This window comes from Brevundimonas sp. CEF1 (assembly GCF_051353055.1).
GTDB lineage: Bacteria > Pseudomonadota > Alphaproteobacteria > Caulobacterales > Caulobacteraceae > Brevundimonas.
In genome coordinates, this window is record NZ_CP195594.1 from 57,780 (window position 1) to 78,342 (window position 20,563).

Sequence of the window (20,563 nt, forward strand, 5' to 3'; positions counted from 1 at the left end):
AGTCGCTGATAGGGGTCACGGGTTTCCCGCCTCGTCGACGTCGCCAATGCCTGGCGAGCCCGACCCCATGAGATTGCTGATGTTCTGCTGGATCCGGCCCAGAGTGCTGTTCTGGTCCGGGTTCATGATCTTCTTCATCGCGTCGTCGGTGAAATCCGAGAAGTCGGCGTCCGTGAGGTCCAGCTTTTCAAATTCCTCGACCGTGAAGCCGTCGCAATTCGCGTCCTTGGGCGTGCCCCAGTCTTTGCCGATCTGAGGGCGCCCGTGCTCCTGGACGATGCGGGCCAACGTGCCGTCGAACGAGCAGTATCGCATCGCCTTCTCCAGGCAGACGCCCAGGAAGGACTTCTGGGAGCAATAGGTCCCGACATAGTGGGTGGACTTGGCCTCCTGCCGCGTCATCAGAGTCTCCTCTTCCGCCGAGCATTGGGTGAGGCCGATATCCACGCCCCAGCCGGAGTCCTTGCAGCAGTTGCGGAACCCAAGGACGGCCTTCCGGCAGCGCATCGGCTGGCCTTTGAAGATCGTCATGTTCTTGGAATAATCCTCGCCTGCCATCTGCGCGATCAACATGGCGGCCAGCGCATCCGGCAGATCGGTGTCGCCTTCATCATCCTGGCCGATGCACATGCTCCCGATGCAGACCTTCGTCTGGCAGGTGTTCTTGGTCTCCTCGACCAGGACCTCTTTCTTGCACTGGTAGATGTTCTCGAAGGTGCGGCACTGATCCGAGCCTACGGCGCCGTCGAGACATTCCTGACGAACGAACTCGCAGCCCGATGCGGGCTTGCAGTTGCTCGTTTCAGGACTGGTTTTCTCGCAGATGTAGGTGTCCGTCTCTTCCCAGCATGGCGCAGTCGTCGGCACGCCGTTGATGATGCGGGTTTCCCCGGGCTGAGTGCAGGTCGTTTCCTTCTTGCGGCAGGTCGTGTCGGTCGCCGGGCGGCACGACGGGCCCTGCATGTCGCCGCCTACGTGGTCAGTTACGTCGCCTGAAGGTTCCCCGGCGCCCGGCACTCGGTTCTCACACCGATAGGTTTTCTCGGTCGCCGAACACGCGCCCTTGGGGTCTGTGCCGGCGCAGCTCTCGCCAACCAGCTCGCAGGCCTTGACTGGCCCACAGGTCTCGACCGGGTTGGACACGTCACAGGTCCAGGTCTCGCGACGCTTCCAGGGGTTGCGAGTGACGGAAAGGCCGTTGATCACCCGCGTTTCGTTGCCTATCAGCACCTCGTCATTGGTCTTCCGGCACGAAGGATCGTTCCGGTTGGCGGCGCACGGGTCGGTCCAATACTCGCCGACGATATCCCGCGGCGTCTCGATGGGCGTCCCGCCATCGTTGGCCGGATTTTCGCAACGATAGGTGCGGTCATAGGCCGTGCAGTTGCCCGCGCGGTCCTTGCTCGCGCAAGTCTGCGCCTGCTGGGTGCATCCCGTGAAGGGCGTGCAGCTGTTCACGTTCGAGGATGATGAGCAGATGTAGTCTTCGCGGACGTGCCACGGGTTCCGCGTCACGGGCAGGCCGTTGATGACCTTCGTAGCGTTCCCCTCGATGACGACCTCACCCTGCTTCACGCAGGCGCCGTTCCCCGCCAAGGCGTTGCAGCCGTTGTCCCAGGTGTCGGACACAACATCGCGGATGACCTCGCTGGGCGTCCCGGCGCCGACGACAGGGTCTTCACAGCGGAAGTCCTGCTCATAGCGTGAGCAGCCGCCAGCCGGGTCCACGAAGGTCTTTTCAGTACCGGTGCAGACGCCGCTGGAATTCGTGGCGATGCACTTCTCGCCCGACTGGACCATTCCTGCCGGAGGTTTGCAGCCCGCGTAGTTGGACTGTGTGCCGCAGGTATAGACTTCGTCCCAGGCCCAGCAGCTACGGTAGACTTGTTGGCCGCTGATAGTCCGATAGCCACCGGCTTCAATGCAGGTCCGCGTTACCTGACGGCAGTTAGGGTCGGTATCAACATTAGCCGGGCAGCTTCTTACAATGACCTCTTGATCACTGATCGCTTGGTTAAACGGCGTGGCCAACAGAATGCCATAGGTTCCGCCGTTTCGGTCATAGACGAGCCACTGCTGCCCATCACCATCCCAGAAGAACTTGCTCGTGGGAACTTCACCTGCGCAGAGGGCCGCGAAAGCTCTCTCTTGCCCCCCTCCCGAAGGGACCTGGTTTCCGAGCCAGGAAATCGTGCACCCCGGAAGATAGCTTTGGATTTTCGATAATGCGGGCGCGGGGTTGTTGTTGAACCACGTAATTCGTCCAACGGCCGAATAATTGCTTCCGTACTCGATCTTCTGGGTGGCTTTGCAGACGTGATTTTGTTGGGAGCCTTGGTAGCCTTCCTGGCAAACATAGCTGCTGGGAAGGCCTGTAGGTGCGGCGCAAACCTGACCGCCCGAGGGGGCGCAGCCAGGCTGGCCGTTCGCATTACAGGCAGCGTTCGGCGCATGGGTAGAGCCGTTCCAGGTCTTCACGCAGCCGTACTTGTAGTCCTCATCGACCACGACGATGCGCTTGCGCTCGCAGCTCGCAGGCGTGTGCGTCCAAACCGTCCCAGTCCGGCAAGAATAGACGTAGTCCTCATCAACGACGACCACACGCTCGGGCTCACACGTCTTAGCGACAGCTCGCCATTGCGTTCCCGAAAGGCATTTGTAGAGGTAGTCGGTGTCGAAGATCGGCTGATAGGTTCGCGAGCAGGATTCCTGCTCGTCATACGACGCTTGGCCGCTCTCACAGGTGTAGAGCGACGTTTCGGTTTTCGTCTTTTGGCCGCTCTCGGCGCTGCACGACGTGGTGGCGTCGTCGGTGAGCCCGCCGGTGTGCCCCTCGGCGTCGTTCAGAATATCGAATGAACGCTTCAGCCAGTCGTCGTTGTTGCTCAGGTCGTAGCGCGCTGCATTGACCGCCCCACCGCCGAGGACCTCGAGGTACTGGTTGCCTGGTGCGTTTGCCTCGCCAGCAGCAATCAGGCCCTGCGGATCTTCGCCATAGGCGTTGAGGGCGTCCGACGATCCCATGCCCGGCACGACCTGGTTCGGATCACCGATCGGAGGCGGTTGGTTGGCGCCGGCGAAACTGCCTGCGCCGCCATCTCCCGTTGTTGTCGTCTGGCCCATGGCCGAAGCCCCGGCCGAGATGGCCAGGACTAAAGCTATGGATCCGATCAAACGAGCCCGAAGACCCTTAACCGAAGATGGCGCGCGCATGGTCCATTACCCCTCCAAGCGCGTCAGAGCCGCACGAGCGACATCAGGCGCGGCATCGCCGCGCTGAGAAATCTGACGCAAAGCTTCCGCGAGGGAGATATTCCCCGCGATGCGGTCATGAGGGGTAACCGAGCTCACGCAGTCGACGCCGTCTTCGCAAGGCTGAACAGGCGAGGTGGCTGCAATGAACGTCGGCACGCGCTCGACACCATAGGCACGGAAAACCTGTGGTTCGATTGCGAGACCGCTAAGATCATCTTGCCCGAAAACTTCGCGCGCAACAACTAGGGTGCGCTCGAAACTGCCATCGACAAGACCGCGAATGACCATTCTCGCGCCGGCCTTATCGGCATCGATCGACAGCTGGCGAAGGGCTTCCTTCGGCATGGTCAGGGAAACGGCGATATAGAGGGCGCCGCCTTCATCCTCGGCTTCCGTGATCAGGCGAGCCGCGTCGCCGAACGAGGAGTCGTCGGCGCTGACAATCTTCATGCCTTCGGCAATCCGGGCGGCGTTTTCCTCAGTCATGACCCGGATCTCTTCACGATGTGCATCCGATATGCGCGTCGACTGCTGAAGCCAGGACGTCAGGGCTTCCTCGGCCGTTCGCGCACGGGCTTCAGCATGGTCGATCAGTTCTCTGGCGGCAGCGCCGAGCTGATCCTGGGCGAGCGCCATCGTCGGCATGGAAGTCCAGAGCACGACCAGGCAGACGCTCAGCGTTGAGGCCATCTGCAACAACAGCCATTGGAGACGCCAGGCGACAATGATCCCCACCGACGCGAGGAGGAGCAGGAGGCCTGCAACAATCCACGCGACCGCCGAGCCGTCAAAAACGGGAAGTAATTCCATATCGCTGTATCCTTAGGGAACGACGGTCACGCAGCAGTTACGCTTGCGCCAGACCAGATAGCCGTAGTCTTCGCCCTTGATCGGGAATGACTTGCCAGTTTCGTAGGTCACGCTCGTCACGCCGATCGCCGGACAAGTGAACGGCCCCTTCGTGTGCCGAACAGGGTTCACCATCTGGAAGCGGTACTGCCGCTTATCCATGATCGGCATCTTGTATTTCCGGCACGACGCTTTCGGACCGCTCGTACCGTCAGCAAGCAACTGGCGGTGCATCTTGTATGCAAAGCGAGCCGCCACCAGCAGGGTGCCCTGGACGTCGCCATATTCCCCAGAGACGTTGCCCGTCATGGGGTACATCGTCGTCTGACACCCCGCGCACCAAAACATCTCATGGCGGACGGAACCCAGGGACGATGACGCGCAGTCCACGGAGCAGGCGGCCACCGCAATGGGGTTGGCAAAGATCAGGGACTCGGGATGAATAAGCACCGCCAGGTGATCGTCATTCCAGAGCGGATCCAGCTCGGTGATATAGGCGATGTCGAAGGTCATCCGCTCGACGCAGAGGAAATCCGTCATCAGCTCGAGCCAGTACATGACCGGATAGACATACCAATGGACGTGGTACTGCGACCTGTCGGCCTGTTCATTGCTCTTTCGAGACGACTTGGCCGGATAGCCGAAGCCCGGATTGATCTTGAGCCCTCCGAGGTTCACGAAGCAGAAGGGCTTCTGCGTCACGTCGACCAGGCGCACAGGTTCCCAGAAGCCGACATTGAGGCCCACCATAACGAACGGCGGCAAGGTCGTCGGGCAGAGGCAGACCGGCGAACTCGGGTTCGGCGTATCGGGCTTGCTTCCCTTGAAAAGGGGCACGCTTCCCAAGGTCAGTGGGAAGAGGCAGCTCCAGCAGACATCTGTGATCGGGTTCACGAAACGACCGCTGCACGTCGGGTTGGCGCCGGCGGCCGCACCGGCCACCATCGCAGTCGCAGCGGATCCGCCAGCGGTCGAGGCCACAGCGGCCGACGCCCCGATCGACGCCCAGGTTTCGCCCACAACGGCGACGTTAAGCAGCGCCGCACAGGACAGGCCCAGCGCCGCGCTCCAGAGACGTTTGAGCCTCACCATGGTTTCAGCTCCGAGATCCGAAGCTGAGCCCCTTCCTTGGTAATGCGCGCTGGGACCTGCTGCAGCTGGAAGTGCGTAACCAGGCGGGCTTCCTGGTCGAAGAAGAACTGCACCTGCCTACGTCGCATCAGCTCCAGAGGCGCGCCGTTGGTCAGGATGATCCGGGTGCGGTGTTCGCCATTCTCCCGCATCTCGCCCAGCGCCCATTCGACCTGGCGCTCGTCGTCGCCGTCGATGAACAACAGAACCCGATCATAGCCCGGCAGCCGGTCGAAGGGGTTGATGCGTTGGCCTGCCCGCGCGAACACGCGGCCGCGATGATCTGAATAATCCTTGTCGACAGTTATCGACGGATCGAACAGCCAGGTGCGAGGCGTTGACGTCGTCCGAACCGGCGCCGGCGTCGGCCGTTCCACCTTGGCTTCCACTCGGCGCTGGAATTCGCGGTTCAACTGATCAAACCGCCCCTCCCTTTGGGCGGCTTTCAGTCGGTTCGAAATCACCTCCAGAATATCATGCTCGGAGATTGCGAACGTGTGGCCCATAACGCCAAGATCGCCTGCCGTGGCGGGGCTGGCGCTAGCGATAAATGCGATGAAGGCGAGCGCCTTCAGCCCATGCAGTTTCTTCATAGGATTGGCTCCCCCACGCCGCGGATACGGCGGTTTTCGATGAACCCGACGATGGCGTATCGGCTGTCCAGGCTGTCGACGTGCTCGCCGGCGACAAAGAAATGGCCTTGCGGAATAACGCCCAGTGGACCCGGCGCTGCGGGACGACCTTGGCTATCATGCGCTTTGACTTTGCCGACTCTGGTGCCGGCGACGAACACCTCGTCGCCACGTCGCTCAACCAGATCGCCGGGCACTCCGGCTACGCGCTTCACGAAGGAGGCGCCGGCCGGATAGTAGTCGTTGTCGGGCACGACGAACTCCACCAGGTCGCCTCTTCTCGGCGCTCGGTTGTGCCGGTCAATCACATAGCCCCAGTCATTCAGGCTCTTGGTGGCGTTGAATCCGATGCGATAGCGCGTCAGCAGGGCCTCGCCTCCCTTGTAGCCAAGGGCGGCTACGAGAAGAGCTGCAGCAATTCCCACACGGCCCCAGCGACTAGTCACCGCAGACATCGGCCGTCTCCCTAGTCAGCTGGGCGAGGGCCACGACGTCGACGCTCAGGTCGGCCAAGAAGTAGGACGCAATGCGCTGATAGCTTGAGAACGGGATGGCGCAATCCGACGCCTTCTTGCTCGGAAGGGTCTTGATTGCGATCAACATCAGCCGCCCGTCATCGTCGGGCCGCACAAGGTAGCGTTCCACCGGCGGCGGCATGACGTGAAACAGCAGGAACCGACGCTCACCCTGGTCTAGATCAGGCGAATGGTCCGACACCTATTGCCCCAACATCAGCGGCGAACCGGCGTCAGTCTTCGGGAGGGCTTGTTGGGGAGCCCCCCTACGATCTGCCGCCTGTTTCATAGCGGCCTGGACAGCCACATTGACGTCTTCAGTGACATCGATGGCGTTGCCGGCCAGGACAGCTTCACGCGCAATAAGGAGGACGTTGTCTTCGGCAGCCGCCCGCCGCAGGGTGTCCTGAGTGACGGAGAGGAACAGCTCCGTGCGAACGCCGACCTCTTCAGGCGGTAGATTCGAAAGAGCCAACTGCGCCATGTAGTTTTTGGTCAGCTGGCTGATGCCGACCGTCATGATCACCGGGCTAGCCTCGATCTTTGCAAGCTTTACCCAGGCGAAACCATTCGAGATGGCCAGCAGCGCGATCGCGGCAAAAGCAGCCTGTCCCTTCGAAGGGACGTAGGCCTTTACGCCTTCAGCGATGGCTTGCACGCGACCGCGCTGCTTAGACGCCGGGGGCGCAGACTGGATGTCGTTCTTTTTATTATCCATTTGCGTCGCGCCTCCAGCGCCTTGTTTCAACGCCCATTCCAAGGGCGACGAGGGTCGAGAAAAACAGCCAGGCTCCGGCAACGGGCAGGAGCACACGGCGCTGATTGTCGGGGTCCGCGGCAGCGAAATGGGTCAGGAAACCGCCCCAGATCTGCGCCGCTCTCGTCAGGTCAAATCCTGCGAGGCAGAACGCGAAGAAGACGATGAGGCCAAGACCGCTGATAAGGCCCATCGAGGTCCATCCGGCCAAGTTCATCAGCCGCAACAATATCCCGCGAGCGCTCATCGTGAGGCTCGTTTCTTGGCGGCTCGTTCAGCTGCTACGACGCCAACCGCTTCTTCTAGGGGCACGCCATTGGCCACAGCGCTACGGATACGTTCGAAGACGTCAGCGGTCGTGGAATAGAGCGTCGATGAATAGTCATCGAGCACCAGGCGGCCGAGGAATTTCGCGTCCGGCCCCATGATGAAGGTTTCTGAATACTCCCCATCCACAACCTTCAGGGACGCCAGCATGGCCTTGGTCGGCTCATCGACCTGCAGGCGGCCGTTCTTTCGAAAGAGCTCCAAGCTCTCTTCCTTCACCTGCAGGATGATCATGTGGTCGCTGTTCTCGAAGCAGGCCTGCGCTCCCGATGTCTTGGAGTAGTCCTCCAGAGATTGCGTCCCGGAGACCAGGGCGCCCCCTTCTTTCCGGCAGCGCCGCGCGAACCCTTCGATGAACTTGCCAGCCGCGCCGTCGCCCAGCATTTGCCAGGCTTCGTCGATGATCAGCACTTTCCGCCGGCTCCGACCGCCAGTGCGCATGCGCTTACGCACCATGAAGAACAACGCCAGCACGATGACGGCCCGAAGATCTGGCTTCGTCTCCAGCGCCCCCATTTCAAACACCGTCAGCGGGTTTTTGATGTCGACGTTCGTCCGGCCATTGAAGATCCCGGAATAGACCCCCGTCGTGTCATAGGCGGCCAACGAACGCGCGAGACTGAGCCCCATATCCCCATGGGTCTCTCGCAGCTCCTCGATCACCGCTGCAAACGAGCCGTCGGTGCCGAACTTGTCCCAAACCGATTTGACGGCCATTTCGATAACGCCGCGTTCTTCCTGGGAGCATTCGTCTCCCCCGCGCGCTGCCTGCTCGATCATCAGACGGACCATGGAGAGCCCCTCCGAGAGGTACTCACCAGGTTGGTCCCCCGGCGCATCATCAGTTTCGATGAGGCTGAAGGGATTGAGGCAGGGCTTCTGGTCCAGGTCGAACTCGACGAACGCCCCGCCAAGCAGGCGACAGCTGTTCATGAAGCTCTTGCCGTCATCGATGACGATCACTTCGGCGTCGGCGCCGCGGTATCCCGCCATGAGCTCCTGCATCGTCACAGACTTGCCGGAGCCGGATTTGCCGATGATGCAGGTGTTGTGGTTGCCGGCCTTGTTCGAGAAGTTGGACCAGAGGAGCACCTGCCCTCGGCGACCGACCAGCATGAGGTGAGGGACGTCCATGCCCATGAACTCGCCCTGAAGGGGGGCCAGCTTTGCGATGGCCGTCGTCGGCATGCGACGGGTTTTCCCTCTCTTCTTCAGGTCGTCGAAGAGGCCTCGCCCAAGTGAGAGCGGCATCGACGCAAGAAGCGTCGGCAGATGGACATCGTCGGCGCGCTCGAGCTCGAAGAGCGTATTGCGGAAGACGCCGCGAAGGCTGCTTTCCGCCTTCGCGGCCATTTTCACCGGCGCTATGGAGATCACCGACATGCCTACGTCGGCAAGCGTTGCGCCGGCTGCGACCTGTTCCATCACCATGGCCCAGTCGCGTGCGGCATTCCTTGTGTCAGGGAACATCGCATTGAGGCGGTTGCTGGCGGCCTGGTCGGTCCGCATCCGCTTCATCTCGCTTTCGGTCTTGGTCTTCTCGTGACTGTAGGTACGGAAATAAAGCGACATGATCGTCGGACCGATGACCCGCAGGGAGTCATTGAACATGTCGCCCAGGAGCTTGGACATGTGGCCCTGTGTGAAGTGTTCAGGGAACCGCTTCACGTTGAAGGCGCGCAGCTGGAAGCGCCCTTCGCGCGCTTTCATCTCCCGGTTCAGCGCCTTCTCCTCCAACGCCAAATCGGGCATCAGGAAGTCGTCGCTTTCTGATCGTGTTCGAATGTCAATCCGGTCGCGATAGACCGTGTATCGAGTCTCCCCGTCGACCATTTGATTGTTCAGCCAGACGTCGGGCATCCAGACGTCCTCGCGACCCCGGATGTTCGGAGAGGGATTCAAGATGTCGCCCAAGAGCCTGATCAGATCATTGGGCTTCAGCACATGGCTTTCCACCTCCTGCATGCCCTTGAGATCGGCCTGAAACTTGGATCTCGCCTCCTGGAGCTGCTCAACTGCCATTGGGGCGTCGGCCGCCATTTCCATGGCGATGAAGCACCGATAGTCGCGGAAATAGAAAGGATTCCGCGCCGACGCTGACGACCAAGCCGCCTTCCTGAAATGCTCCCGCCTATTTTGGGCCAGGTTGAAAAAGACCCCGCCCTGATTGGCACGCGCTGCCGTCCAATGATCGACGACCTCGCCAATCTTCGGCGAAGCGTAGCTGATGACCTGGACCGCCGCTCCGACCGGCACCGATGTAAACAGCGCTCCGAGCATGCTGTTGGTGGTCTCAGACGCCCCCCGCATGGGGACGACTTCAATCACCCAGCCCAAGGTGCTGTTGCTGCCGAACAGCCCGGTTTTCTCGTCCCAGGTACGATATCCGAGGAGGTCGCTCAGCCGGTCGCCGTTCAGGCGCGCGCGCGGAGAATCCGCCGGTGGCGCCTCAGGCGCCATCCAACGGGTCACGTCGTCGAGCATTTCGCCCATGAACTGACGAACGGCTGGCATCATGGCTATTTCTCCAGGCCGTTCCGGCCAAGACGGTCCAGCTCGGCCGAGGCAGTGGCCGTCGACGGTGCGGGCATCCACCAGCCGCCGCGACGCATCACGGCGATCACTTCGGATCGGTTGTGGAGGTCGCCTTGGCTGTCGACCCAGGGGGCGAAGACGATCCGCATCACCTGGTCGCCTTCGCGCCGGGCGCCCAGATCGCCCGAGAAGACGAACGGCTCCGGTTGCCACCAGCGGACTGGACCCGCAGCCGTTTCAATGCCGGTCGCCGAGCCCGCCGCAGCGGCTCTGGGGGCGCTGTCCGTGGCAGCAATAGGCGAACAGCTCGTGCCTTGCTCGGCGCCGCACGACCACGAGCCCTTGGTGTTCGTGCTTCCGCAGGCCGCAGCGGTCAGGGCCAACGCGACCGCCGCCGTGAACCGGGCGATTCGCATTAGCGGCCCCCCAGGAAGGCGCGCAGTTCGTTCGTCTGCATCCAGCCTTCGTTGACCGTGCCGTCGCCGCGCACGATTACGGGCGTGCCCTGGAATCCAGCCGAGTGGAAGAACTCGGTGTTCGCCTTCACGGCGGCCTCTGCAGCCGCGCAATCGCCGGACACCTTCAGCTCTCCGCCCGCGTGGATCGCATCCAAGGCTGCGACGCGGTCCGTCGCACAAAGCGCCAGCTTCGCCTTCTCAATGCTGTCTTGTCCAAGGATGCCGACGAGGTATTCCGTAACCTCAATGTCCTTGACGTTCTTCAGGTCGGCCGAGAGTCTTTGGCAGAAGCTGCAGTTCAGGTCGGTGAAGATGGTCATTTTCACCGCAGCGCCAGGATTGTGAATCACGGCATTGGCCTTCGGCAAGGCGGCCAGTTTCGCGAGGTCCACCTTGGGTCCTGCGGGAGCCGCTTTCGCGGAGGGCTGTGCACTTGCACCCGCCGCAGGGCCGCTTGCTCCCATGATACGTGCTTCGCCGTCCTGCATGGCGGCGAGCTGGCGCAGACGCTCGTCGGTCAGGTCCTTCTTGCCTTTCATGTCCAGGACCGAGCCGACGAAGGCATGACGTCCGTCACGGTCCGCGTAGAAGACGTTCTTGCCGGCCACGACTTCGCACAGAGGGCCTGGGCCCGCCTTGCAGTCCACGGACGAGATTTCAGCGGCCGGGAACGCCTTGCTGAGCTTGTCCTTGAGCTGGAGGGCCTGAACAGTGTTGGCCCCAAACCCGGTCAGAAAGATCGCGCCGACTCCGACCAGAACCCCCGTAGCCAAATTGGCGGTAGGGGATTTCGAGAACTTGGCAGCAGAAACAGGAAGCTTGATTTTCATGGTTTCGATCCCCTCGCGGGGCTCCGTGGAGTTTCGGTGTTAGCGACGGGGGGATGGGGTCGGGCGTTGGATCTGGAAGCCCGTCAGAAGGACGAGTTCGACCTCGATCCCGGTCGGCATTTCAATGACCGGTTGGTACTGCTCGGCGCGCTTGACGTAGTAGTCGGCGAGAACACCTGCAGCGTTGCCAATGCCGCTCCCGACGGCCCCGGCGGCGACATCCGATCCATTCAGTTGCGGGGTGGCCAGCATGCCGCCTTCGGTCACGCCGATGCTGCGGTTCATCTGATTGGTGTACTGGGAAAGGCTGTTGCCCAGACCCTGGAGCGTGCCTGCGACAAGGGCGCGGCCCGTCAAACCGCCCTCTCGCGTGATGACGTTGCCCCGTACGCCGGCCTTGCCCCGGTGAGCCGCATAGCCCTCGATAGAGGCCACCGAGAACCGGTCATTACCCGCCGGACAGGTGATCCGTTGCAGCTTGATATAGACCTTCTCGGACGACAGTTCGCCATATGCGGCGCCGTTGACCATGCAGCCGGTCAGATCCGTAGTCTGGTAGCGACCGTTCGCACCGACGTGGACTGCAGGGCCGGTCAGCCTGAACAGTACCGGCTTGGGGTCGGATCCGCTGGTGACGCCGGTTTGCGCATCAACGCCGACCAGAACCCGCGCCGGAGCATAGGCGTTCGGAGGGACATAGTTGCGCGAGTCAAAGACCTGGCCCGCCGCGCTCATGTACTGGGACGCCCCAGCGCGGCCTTCACCAGCGTCCCTATCACCGCTTCCGGACACCCGAGGCCCTGCAGCACTCGACGCCGATGCGCCTGATCCGGCCATACGCACGGTGCTCAGCGAACGGCGGGGCCTGGCGCCTTCTCCGGCGACCATCATGCCAGGTTGCCCGCCTGCCCCGACGGGCATGAACGGCGCATCTCCGGGACCCTGGGCCCCTTCCCCGGCCACCATGATGGGCGCTGAGGTCGGCCCGTTTGCTTGCGGCGCAGCCGGTTGGGGCGCACGACCGCCACCATTCCGTTCCAGAACTTCAAGGGCCCGCAGATAGTCCGCGCGCTCCGCTTCCAGCTGCTGTTTCAGCGCAGCATTTTCGGCCGAAAGCGTTCCTCGTTCCTGGCTGATGGCGGCGATATCCTGGTCCAGCTGCTGGACCTTCACGTTCAGCTCTTCGGCGGCGGCTTCGCCACGCTTGCCACCCGTTCCCGCAGCAACCCTGGCCGTTGTCAGGATTTTCTCGGCCTGCTCGCCATCAACCTGCTTGGGCTCGGGTTTGAAGTACATCTGATAGGCGAGAGCGCCGACGCCGAGGCAGGTCGCCCCCAGCAGACACGCTCCTATCAGACGCTTGCGGCTCTTGGATTTGGCGTTGATATCGCCGCCGACGTCCGCCGCGGCTTCTTCAGCCGGCGGGAGTTCAATGTCCTCGTCCATCAGCGGGCTTCCTCGACGAGAAACACCCGACCGGTTCCGCCTGGCAGCAGCTCTTCACGATCCGCGCCCGCAGCAAGCACACCGGCCACGATGAAGGGATCCACCAGGATGGGCGCGGCGCCGGCTGACTTGTTGTGAAGGACGATCTCTTGTCCACGAAGACCGGCGGCTTCGCAGGTGCGCACCACAGTCATGGTGTAAGGCCCGACATCCCGCGCTGCGCCGCTTCTCGAAAGGCATCTCAGGCCTTCCGGCGTGTCGCCGCGAAACATGACGCGCATCATCGCCGTCACGGTTTCCATGTAGTCGTTACGCCGATCGCTCCGCTCGACGCTCGTCCCGCTGTCCAGAGCCGTGGCTGCGCCAGCGACCTGGATGGTCTGGCCCGCGATCGACGACACATTCAGGTTCGCCTGAACCGTTCTGCCCGACGCAGTCACCAGGAAGAGACTGAAGGTCCGACCCAGCGCAGGCCCATCGAAACCGACATAGACATCGCCCGTCGCCTCTTCGGCTTCGACGAGCATCTGGGGCCCCTCCGGGTCCTGCAGGGTCCGCACTGAAACGACCCGGTCCCCTATGATCGTGATCCGGGAGAGCTGCTCAGCCGAGACTGCAGCCTCGAAGCTGCCGTTCACGATGCGCAGCGGCGCGCCAGGGTGCTGCTCGGAGGCCTGCCTGGCCGGGACTGCACCGCTAGGGGCGAAGGGGTCGGATTGTGCGAAGGCGCTGATAGGCGCCATTAGGGCAAGGATCGCTCCCAACCCGACGCCGGCAAACACTCGTCTCATTGTTGAAGGTCCGATTCTTGTTTCGGGCGCACGTTCGCGCCCTTTTCTTCGTTCTTCGCGAGCGGGACGAAGCTACGGAGCAGAACGAGCGAGCCTTGTCGCTCAAAGGTCAGCCCATAGGACTTGTCCTCGCTCTTAATGATCTCTCGGGTGTTCATCGTCTCAAGACGACCATTGACCTCGACGTAGAGCTCTTTTGGCGAGACGTAGATACTGTTCGGATAGAAGACTTGCGAGGCTCGGCTCTCCTGCCGTTGCAAGCGTTCCGCGATCAGAGCAGTCTTGATCTCGCGATAGGTTTCAGGCGTCGTCAGCCGCTCGACTTGTTTGTCGAAGAACTCTTCCGTCTGGGGGCTGCGGTTCAGGAAGACAAATGTCGTGTCCCGAGCCAGGCGCTCCAGATAGTCGCGGCTTACGCCTCCGCCACTCAGCGTCAGTTCTTCCGTGAGCGTCGGCACCAGGATTGTCTGTCGGGCAGAAACGAGAGCCACCGCCTGTCCGAGGTTCGCTGCAGCGCTCAGGGCAAGAATGCCGATCAGCAGCGTATTTCTGCGCCCCACGTCACGGGCGCCCTTCATCACGTTATCCATTTTCATCCGGCCATCTCCCTGAGGTCAGAGCCGGGCATGTCCTTGAAGTTGAATAGGCTGGACGGCAGGAGCCAGTACGCTCGATCGTAAATCCTCGAGAGCGATGTGCCCTGCTTGACCCGTCGCAGGGCCATCCAGGCGATTCCGCCGCCGATCAGCCCCCCCAGGAAACTGCTCATCATGATGCCGATGAACGTCGGCACCACGATCGCCATCAGCTCGTCAATTGTGAAAAAGACGTAGCGAGTTGGCAGATCGAGATGTTGGGGGATGTATGTATCTTTGACGTCCACGAAGTAGCCCGCGTTGTATCGTACAAATGGAAAAGAGAGCGGCGACGACGTTGGGGAAGAGAGGTGGTTTCTTCCGCCTGGACTTGGCAGAAGACCCCTCTACCACCAAGCTTCCAAGTCGAACTAACCTGTAGTTCAGGTGTCGTCGCCGCTCTTTCGGCGTCAGAATACTCCGGTGAAGAAAGTATCCATCACGCCCGGTCCGATTCCGCAGCCCAGACCGACCGCAACAGCCGAAGCAAAGAACTTCCAGTTGAACCCCAGGACGGCGTTCGCGACAGCGGAAATCAGGGCAACGCCTGAAAGGGTTTTACCCCCCGAGCCGGACAAGAAGTTGCCGACGAACGTATCCGCTTGCTGGAAGGTGTTGTCGTTGCCGGCCATGGCGACGCCAGTGGCCAGCACGGTCACGGCAGCCGCCAGCATGCCGAACTCGAGAGCCGAAGCGACCCCTTCCTTCGTCATTCGGACGGGCGCGCGACCCTTCAACATTTGAGCTACCATGATGGTCGCCCCCTTTTCCAAGTTGTTCGATGATGAACACGCCGCAGCGGCGTTAACCGTTACGACGGCCTAGCGAAGGAACAGAGCCCATCGGTCGGCGTTGTTGTGATTAGGGGTGCTCGAATACAGCGTCAAAACTGCCGTTTATTTGCGGCGACCCGCCGCAATATAATCGCATAGCGCCGCGTTTTTGCGGCGCTCCTCAGCGATCCCTCGTTACATGGATTTGCAGAAAGCCGCGCTGGGGCAATGGCTTGCCCCCGCCACCCCCCTAGCCATGGGCGGAATTGTGGCCTAAACGCGCGTCCGGGACAAAAAGACGGTGCTGATAATCACGCGCGCCGCTAACGGGGACATATTCATGCCGAAGCTGCGCGCTCGCTTGTCTGCTGACCCGCGCTTCGTCGATCTACTTAATTCTGCCGATGACCCGGGTTTCCCCGGTGAGCGCTACCTGTCGCTGATCATCCCAGCACTACGCTACGCCCACGGGAAGACAGCTATCGATGTTATTGGCATCCTGACGCGCTTTTCGGCGCCGACGACTACGCAATACACGGAAGTGCCAGTGCCCGACGACGCCCTGCCCCTAATCGAAGACCTGTTTCATGCCTTCAGTCTGTCCATGCCTCATGGCGTTGAGCCCTTACCGTGGACAAAAGAGCAAATCCTTACCTGCGCCTTAACTATATACTGTGAGGCGAAGGCCACACGATCGCGTCTTCGAGTTGTCTAATAATGATACAATGCCGCATTTTTCCACCACTCGGCACCTTATCTGCCCCTCAACTGGTCAATTGCCGCATTTTTTCGTCACTTAGGACTAGCCAAGTTCTGCAAAATATCGGATTCTTTGACCGTCGCTATCCGGCGATCTGAGGGTTCTGCAAGCCTAGTGCCAAGAAGGCCTGGTCCGACCCTTCGGTGATGTCGTTGCGTACGGGGGGTCTGTTCAAATGCCGTGGTCTGATGACAGCTCTAAGGAAGAGCAACTCGTTCGCCGGCTGGCATATTATGTTCACTGGCGCTCGGAGCAGATCGGCAAGGCTAAGGCTGCAGAAGTTATGGGGATCGATCGCGAGACCCTTCGGCGCTACGCCCGCTACAACTATGTCGAGGGCAAGCGACCCAACCACAATCTTCTGGCATTGAACCGGCTGGCTGTTTTCAGCGGCGACGACCTCGCCCACCTGATTTTCGCAACGGTCAACTCCACCGACTTCTATGTTTTCCGGAGCCTGTTGGAGCGTACCCGCCTTGCGGCGGATCTGGCTCAAGAGGATCTGTCTCAGCTCCTCGATGACGCGCGGATACCGCGCCGGGCCTAGCGGCCTCATTTTCCCTGGAATTGGTCCTCGCGAGCTCGGGCTTCTCGTCCGCTAGTCGCGTCCGTTAGTGGGGCCACGTCTGTCAAGAACGAACCCGCGGCCCTTCGGGCCGTGGCGTTCGGCCGTATCCCCGACCTTCGCTTCGCTGCAGGCCGGGCGATCCCCCTCGGCCTCACGGTCCTGACAGCCTCGCCCTTTGGCGAGCGGCTTTGCCGCCCGCGCTCCGGAATCTCGCGCGGGCGAGAAACGAGGATTTAGATCTGGTGCTTCACCTGGATAGGTCGAGGCAGTGGTTCAGGTCGAAGTTCTCTCCTTTCGTTCGACGCGCACAACGAAAAGGAAAAACGATGCAAATGTCCCCTATTTCTTCGGTTGCTGAACTGGGCGTGGAGGTTATCGCTCCCCTGTCCAAGTGCCGTATCGCTCCTGAGAATATCCGCCAGGCGCCCCTCGACTTTGTCGACGATGAAACTGTTGCGCTTGCCGAGTCAGTGGCGTCCAAGGTGCGGATGATCCAACGGCCTGTCGCCTATGAGGAAGACGGTCTTTTCCAGATCACTGCTGGGGGCCGCCGACTACGTTCGGTTCTCTACCTGAAGGGTCAGAAGCGGTTGCCCGCAGAGTACAAGGCAGGCCTTCCTCTCATCTTGCGTTCGAAGGAAGATGCGGTCGAGATCAGCATTGCGGAAAACAACATCCGATTGGCTGCGACCCCCGCTCAGGAGCTTTCCGGTTTTCGACTTCTGGCCGGCAAGGGTCTGGACCCCGTCGATATCGCCCGCATGACGGGCAACCGCGAGGCGCACGTCAAGAGGATGCTGCGGCTTACGCAAGTGTCCCCCCGCGTGCTCGAGGCATTTGACCGTCAGGATATCGACCTCGATGCGCTTCGGGCGTTCTCCGCTTCCAGCGATCTTGCTCGGCAGGATGAAATCCTTGAAGCGGGCATGTTCAGGGCCAATCAGGTCAGGGCGGCGATCACCTCAGGCTCTGTTCGGGCGACAGACTACCGAGTGAAGCTCATTGGCCTGGACGCCTATCGCTCAGCGGGCGGGCGTGTGGAGGAGGACCTCTTCCAGGACAGCGTCTATCTGCTGGACGTAGAACTGCTGGACCAATTGGCGGAACAGTTCATCAGATCTGAAGCCGCCAAGCTTGAAGCTGAAGGCTGGCAGTCCGTTATCGTCCAGGACAATACCTCCGTGCCCAGCGGCCATCGTCAACATTGGTTGAAGGCCCGGGAGATGACCTCGGTCGAAGCCGAAGAGTATGCTCAAGCGGAGCAGGTGCTCGAACGGGAAGATGCGACAGAAGAAGAGCTCACCGCAGCCGAAGCTGTTGTGGCTCGCATCGACGCCGCGATCACCGAGGTTTCTGCCGAAGACAAGGCCGGCATCTCCGTCGTGATGGGCGTCCAGTACGGTCACATCAACGTCTTCTATGCAGTGCCGGTTGAGGCTACGGGTGATGGTCCGTCAACTTCCAGCAATCCGGCGAAGAAACAGGCGCCGGCATTCGGTCATGCCGGTCATGAGCGCATGACGCAGATTGCAACGGTGGCGATCCGCAACGGCCTAGCTTCGGACCCGGCCGCCGCCTTGGATGCTCTGGTCAGCCACCAGGCTTGGACCTGTTTCCGGGCCAAGAGTGCCGGCACCAGCTACGCCCTGCCGAATGCTCGGCCGGCGCGCTGTTCTGACGTCGAATGTGAGGGGGCGAACCTGAAGGGTGATGACGCCTTCGCCAGCTCCTACGAGCGTTGGTCGACGTCGTTGCCCGCTGATATGGTCGAGCTCTACGACTATGTCGAAAAGCTAGGTCACGACGACAAGCTGTCTCTTCTGGCTCTTTGCACTGCCATGCAAGTCAATGGTGTTGAGGTCCGCGAGGACGCTGGGCGACCGGAGGCATGGCGCCAGATCGGTTTGCTGGCTCGTCGGATCAACCTCGACATCTCCGAACAGTGGACGCCCAACGAGGACTTCTTCACTGGAGCCAACAAGCAGCGGTTGCTGGCCACCCTCTCGGAAATGGAAGTCGACGTCGTGCCTCTCGCAGCGGAAAAGAAAGGCGCTCTGGTTACGATCGCCGCGAAAGCCGCCCGAATGAAACGATGGGTTCCTGGCCTGATTGCAGTTCTAGGCCAGAACCGGGCTCAAGCCGAAGCCGGCTGATCTAACAAGGGCGGCTTCGGCCGCCCTCCCCTCATTCCCCAGGAGCCTAACCATGATCGGCGCTGTCCACCTAGATGATCTTGATGACGCAGCCCTTATGTCGGCGGCGCTTCAGAAGCTGCTACCCGAGTTTGCCGACCAGCCCAGAAAGCAGGAAGCCATTCGGAGGCTCCTTAAGCGTTCAAAGGCTGTCCTTGCTCATCCTGCAACCCTTCACTAGCGGCCCCAGTCCTCTAGCCGCTACGGTAATCTTGCTTTGCATCGGCTCGCCGGAGTGCGGGTCAACTTCGGGGGGCGCTTCGGCGCTCCCCTTTTTTTCTTGTGCTTCTGAACCAGACGCAGCATTTTGCGGCCACCCCTCTGCCACCGAGCTCCAAAAGCTGGAGCTCCAATGCGGCTTTTCTCGATCAATCCATCATCCCGAGCTCGACTGGCCGTTGGGCTCGTCTGCGCATCTGCCTATCTGCAGCTCGGGGCTACGTCCCTTGATCCACTGACCAAGTCGGCCTGGCTGGCAGTCGAGGACTTTGCCTATGCCCCTCCCCTGCAGGACCCCAGCGATGTCCTGGCAGAACTCGCGATCGACCCCCTCGTGCGCGCTAACCGCGCTGAAGCTATGGCGGCCGAGCTTCGGCGCGCCCGGAAACGGCCTCAGCTCAACGGCGTGAAGGTCGATGGGGTCTCGGATCTCGTCGCGCACCGCGTTGCATCAAGTCTGGCCATGCTCGATGCCAAGCCGGCTCCAAATGTTAATCCCCGCGCATTCAGTTTCTCTGGACTTTTGACCAAGCGAGCAGCGCCATCGGCAATTCGTCGGCGCGCTCAACCCTCAGCCGTCGTGGCAACAGCCATCGGCCAGGCTGCGCATCGGACGGGCGTCAGTTCGGACTATCTGTTCCGAGCAGCTGCTAGGGAGTCTTCCTTCGATCCCAACGCGCGGGCTTCAACGAGCTCCGCCCTCGGTCTCTATCAATTCCTGGACGACACCTGGCTACGAACCCTGAAGAGATATGGTCCCGCTCACGGCTACAGTCATCTTTCCAGCAAGATTCAAATCTCAGCGTCTGGAAAGGCTACGGTCGTTGACGGCTATCAGCGCTACGAGGTTCTGGCGGCTCGCCGCGATCCCTACCTATCCGCCTTGATGGGCGCTGAGTTCACCCGGGAGAACCAGGCCGTGCTCCGGGCCGGCCTCGGGCGCCACCCCAGCGACGGCGAAACCTATATTGCTCATTTCCTGGGTGCGGAGGGCGCTGTGCGCCTGCTTCAGGCCGCACGGCACCGCCCTGGCGCCAACGCCGCAGAACTCTTCCCGCGGGCGGCTTCGGCAAACCGATCGATCTTCTACGACAGATATGGGCGGGCCAGATCCGCTCCAGAAGTGGCAGCTATCCTCAGGGCAAAAGGCACAAATTGAAGGCGCCCTATGACTCGAGCATTTTCAGATAAGTCATTGACTCCCTGTAGCCCCGGATTAAGCCGCCCGCCCTGACGTTGCTAACTATCTCCGGCTTCTAACGCGCCGCATTTTTGCGGCGTGACGCCGCTTTTTTTCGGCATTTCCTTACTCTACCTTCACCTCTTGCCCTTGAAGATCACGGGCAATCGTCCCATAGTCATGGGGATCAAGAGGTGCTGACATGGACGCGAGCGATCGCAGAACATATCGGAACGTGAACGTGCCGTTGTCCTGGGACAACAGGCAGGCATACCTCATGTCCGGAAAGGGCCGCTCGCTGACCTCCAGGGTTGAGAAGAGGCTCGTTGAAGGCCTGGACCGTGGCGTCCGGCCTGAAGTTAAACGTGCGCCCCGCAACACCCCTCGTGTTTGCCTCTCATTTGACAAGGCTCTCTACGAGAGACTGGACGAACTTTCGAAGGAGTTGGAAGCCAACTTCACGGACGTCGTTTACACGCTTGCCTCAGCACTCGCGCCTGACCTCCCCTCCTCGAAGGCTGCTCAGGGCTATGAGGCCTCATCACTAGCTGCGGCGGCTTAGAAGCCCTAGCCGGCTTAAACGGTTTGACCCGCGCTTCCCTGGAGGCGCGGGTTTTTTCGTTTGTGAATTGTCCCGCTTGGTAAGGTTTCGTTAACCCCCTTTGGCTGATCACTGCCTGGGGCGATTGCCACACTGTTTTTGTGAGTCA

General features: G+C 61.2%; 21 protein-coding genes. 5 read left to right on the forward strand and 16 right to left on the reverse strand.

What is annotated here, in order from left to right:
- Positions 1–15: 15 nt before the first annotated feature.
- The 16 genes from traN to ACR9FL_RS18610 all read right to left on the reverse strand — a co-directional run bounded on the left by traN (position 16) and on the right by ACR9FL_RS18610 (position 14,901).
- Complete coding sequence (gene traN / locus ACR9FL_RS18535) at positions 16–3,123, reverse strand: conjugal transfer protein TraN (protein WP_436358194.1); 3,108 nt, start codon at positions 3,121–3,123, stop codon at positions 16–18.
- A 96-nt stretch (positions 3,124–3,219) separates the two neighbouring features.
- Positions 3,220–4,065 (reverse strand): type-F conjugative transfer system pilin assembly protein TrbC, encoded by an 846-nt coding sequence (gene trbC, locus ACR9FL_RS18540; RefSeq protein WP_436358195.1) that lies wholly within the window; start codon positions 4,063–4,065, stop codon positions 3,220–3,222.
- A 12-nt stretch (positions 4,066–4,077) separates the two neighbouring features.
- Positions 4,078–5,049, reverse strand: coding sequence for a conjugal transfer pilus assembly protein TraU (gene traU / locus ACR9FL_RS18545; protein ID WP_436358251.1), 972 nt, complete (start codon positions 5,047–5,049; stop codon positions 4,078–4,080).
- Between the two features lie 140 nt (positions 5,050–5,189).
- Positions 5,190–5,828: a type-F conjugative transfer system protein TraW gene (traW, locus tag ACR9FL_RS18550; RefSeq protein ID WP_312119864.1), complete on the reverse strand. Its 639-nt coding sequence runs from the start codon at positions 5,826–5,828 to the stop codon at positions 5,190–5,192.
- Positions 5,825–6,322 (reverse strand): signal peptidase I, encoded by a 498-nt coding sequence (gene lepB / locus ACR9FL_RS18555; RefSeq protein ID WP_312119866.1) that lies wholly within the window; start codon positions 6,320–6,322, stop codon positions 5,825–5,827. Before lepB ends, traW begins: the two co-directional genes overlap by 4 nt.
- A complete protein-coding gene (locus ACR9FL_RS18560) occupies positions 6,306–6,584 on the reverse strand; it encodes a hypothetical protein (protein WP_312119869.1) in 279 nt (92 codons plus the stop codon). Before ACR9FL_RS18560 ends, lepB begins: the two co-directional genes overlap by 17 nt.
- Positions 6,585–7,100, reverse strand: coding sequence for a TrbI F-type domain-containing protein (locus ACR9FL_RS18565; protein WP_312119871.1), 516 nt, complete (start codon positions 7,098–7,100; stop codon positions 6,585–6,587).
- Positions 7,093–7,386: a hypothetical protein gene (locus tag ACR9FL_RS18570; RefSeq protein WP_312119873.1), complete on the reverse strand. Its 294-nt coding sequence runs from the start codon at positions 7,384–7,386 to the stop codon at positions 7,093–7,095. Before ACR9FL_RS18570 ends, ACR9FL_RS18565 begins: the two co-directional genes overlap by 8 nt.
- Positions 7,383–9,983: a type IV secretion system protein TraC gene (traC, locus tag ACR9FL_RS18575; protein ID WP_436358196.1), complete on the reverse strand. Its 2,601-nt coding sequence runs from the start codon at positions 9,981–9,983 to the stop codon at positions 7,383–7,385. The genes ACR9FL_RS18570 and traC overlap by 4 nt, the downstream gene beginning before the upstream one ends.
- Positions 9,984–9,985: 2 nt before the next feature.
- Entirely contained in the window at positions 9,986–10,417 is a 432-nt protein-coding gene (locus tag ACR9FL_RS18580) for a TraV family lipoprotein (protein WP_436358197.1), read from the reverse strand.
- Positions 10,417–11,289 (reverse strand): DsbC family protein, encoded by an 873-nt coding sequence (locus ACR9FL_RS18585; protein WP_436358198.1) that lies wholly within the window; start codon positions 11,287–11,289, stop codon positions 10,417–10,419. The genes ACR9FL_RS18580 and ACR9FL_RS18585 overlap by 1 nt, the downstream gene beginning before the upstream one ends.
- A gap of 39 nt (positions 11,290–11,328) precedes the next feature.
- Positions 11,329–12,735, reverse strand: a complete 1,407-nt coding sequence (locus ACR9FL_RS18590; protein WP_436358199.1) for a TrbI/VirB10 family protein — start codon at positions 12,733–12,735, stop codon at positions 11,329–11,331.
- Positions 12,735–13,517: a TraK domain-containing protein gene (locus ACR9FL_RS18595; RefSeq protein ID WP_436358200.1), complete on the reverse strand. Its 783-nt coding sequence runs from the start codon at positions 13,515–13,517 to the stop codon at positions 12,735–12,737. Before ACR9FL_RS18595 ends, ACR9FL_RS18590 begins: the two co-directional genes overlap by 1 nt.
- A gap of 5 nt (positions 13,518–13,522) precedes the next feature.
- The gene (locus ACR9FL_RS18600; protein ID WP_312119887.1) at positions 13,523–14,122 is read right to left on the reverse strand and encodes a TraE/TraK family type IV conjugative transfer system protein; all 600 of its coding nucleotides are present in this window, start codon (positions 14,120–14,122) and stop codon (positions 13,523–13,525) included.
- Positions 14,119–14,409: a type IV conjugative transfer system protein TraL gene (traL, locus tag ACR9FL_RS18605; RefSeq protein ID WP_312119890.1), complete on the reverse strand. Its 291-nt coding sequence runs from the start codon at positions 14,407–14,409 to the stop codon at positions 14,119–14,121. Before traL ends, ACR9FL_RS18600 begins: the two co-directional genes overlap by 4 nt.
- A 162-nt stretch (positions 14,410–14,571) precedes the next feature.
- Positions 14,572–14,901 (reverse strand): hypothetical protein, encoded by a 330-nt coding sequence (locus tag ACR9FL_RS18610; protein ID WP_436358201.1) that lies wholly within the window; start codon positions 14,899–14,901, stop codon positions 14,572–14,574.
- Positions 14,902–15,274: 373 nt separating this feature from the next.
- On the opposite strand from ACR9FL_RS18610, the gene ACR9FL_RS18615 reads away from it, so the two are divergent.
- From ACR9FL_RS18615 to ACR9FL_RS18635, 5 genes are all read left to right on the forward strand, one after another.
- Positions 15,275–15,649, forward strand: a complete 375-nt coding sequence (locus ACR9FL_RS18615) for a hypothetical protein (RefSeq protein WP_436358202.1) — start codon at positions 15,275–15,277, stop codon at positions 15,647–15,649.
- A 220-nt stretch (positions 15,650–15,869) separates the two neighbouring features.
- Positions 15,870–16,241, forward strand: a complete 372-nt coding sequence (locus ACR9FL_RS18620) for a hypothetical protein (RefSeq protein WP_312119893.1) — start codon at positions 15,870–15,872, stop codon at positions 16,239–16,241.
- A gap of 347 nt (positions 16,242–16,588) precedes the next feature.
- Positions 16,589–18,415: a ParB/RepB/Spo0J family partition protein gene (locus ACR9FL_RS18625; protein ID WP_436358203.1), complete on the forward strand. Its 1,827-nt coding sequence runs from the start codon at positions 16,589–16,591 to the stop codon at positions 18,413–18,415.
- Between the two features lie 391 nt (positions 18,416–18,806).
- On the forward strand, positions 18,807–19,832 hold the full coding sequence (locus ACR9FL_RS18630) for a transglycosylase SLT domain-containing protein (RefSeq protein ID WP_436358204.1): 1,026 nt from the start codon (positions 18,807–18,809) through the stop codon (positions 19,830–19,832).
- 223 nt (positions 19,833–20,055) lie between these two features.
- Positions 20,056–20,415: a hypothetical protein gene (locus ACR9FL_RS18635; protein WP_436358205.1), complete on the forward strand. Its 360-nt coding sequence runs from the start codon at positions 20,056–20,058 to the stop codon at positions 20,413–20,415.
- The last annotated feature ends 148 nt before the right edge of the window (positions 20,416–20,563 follow it).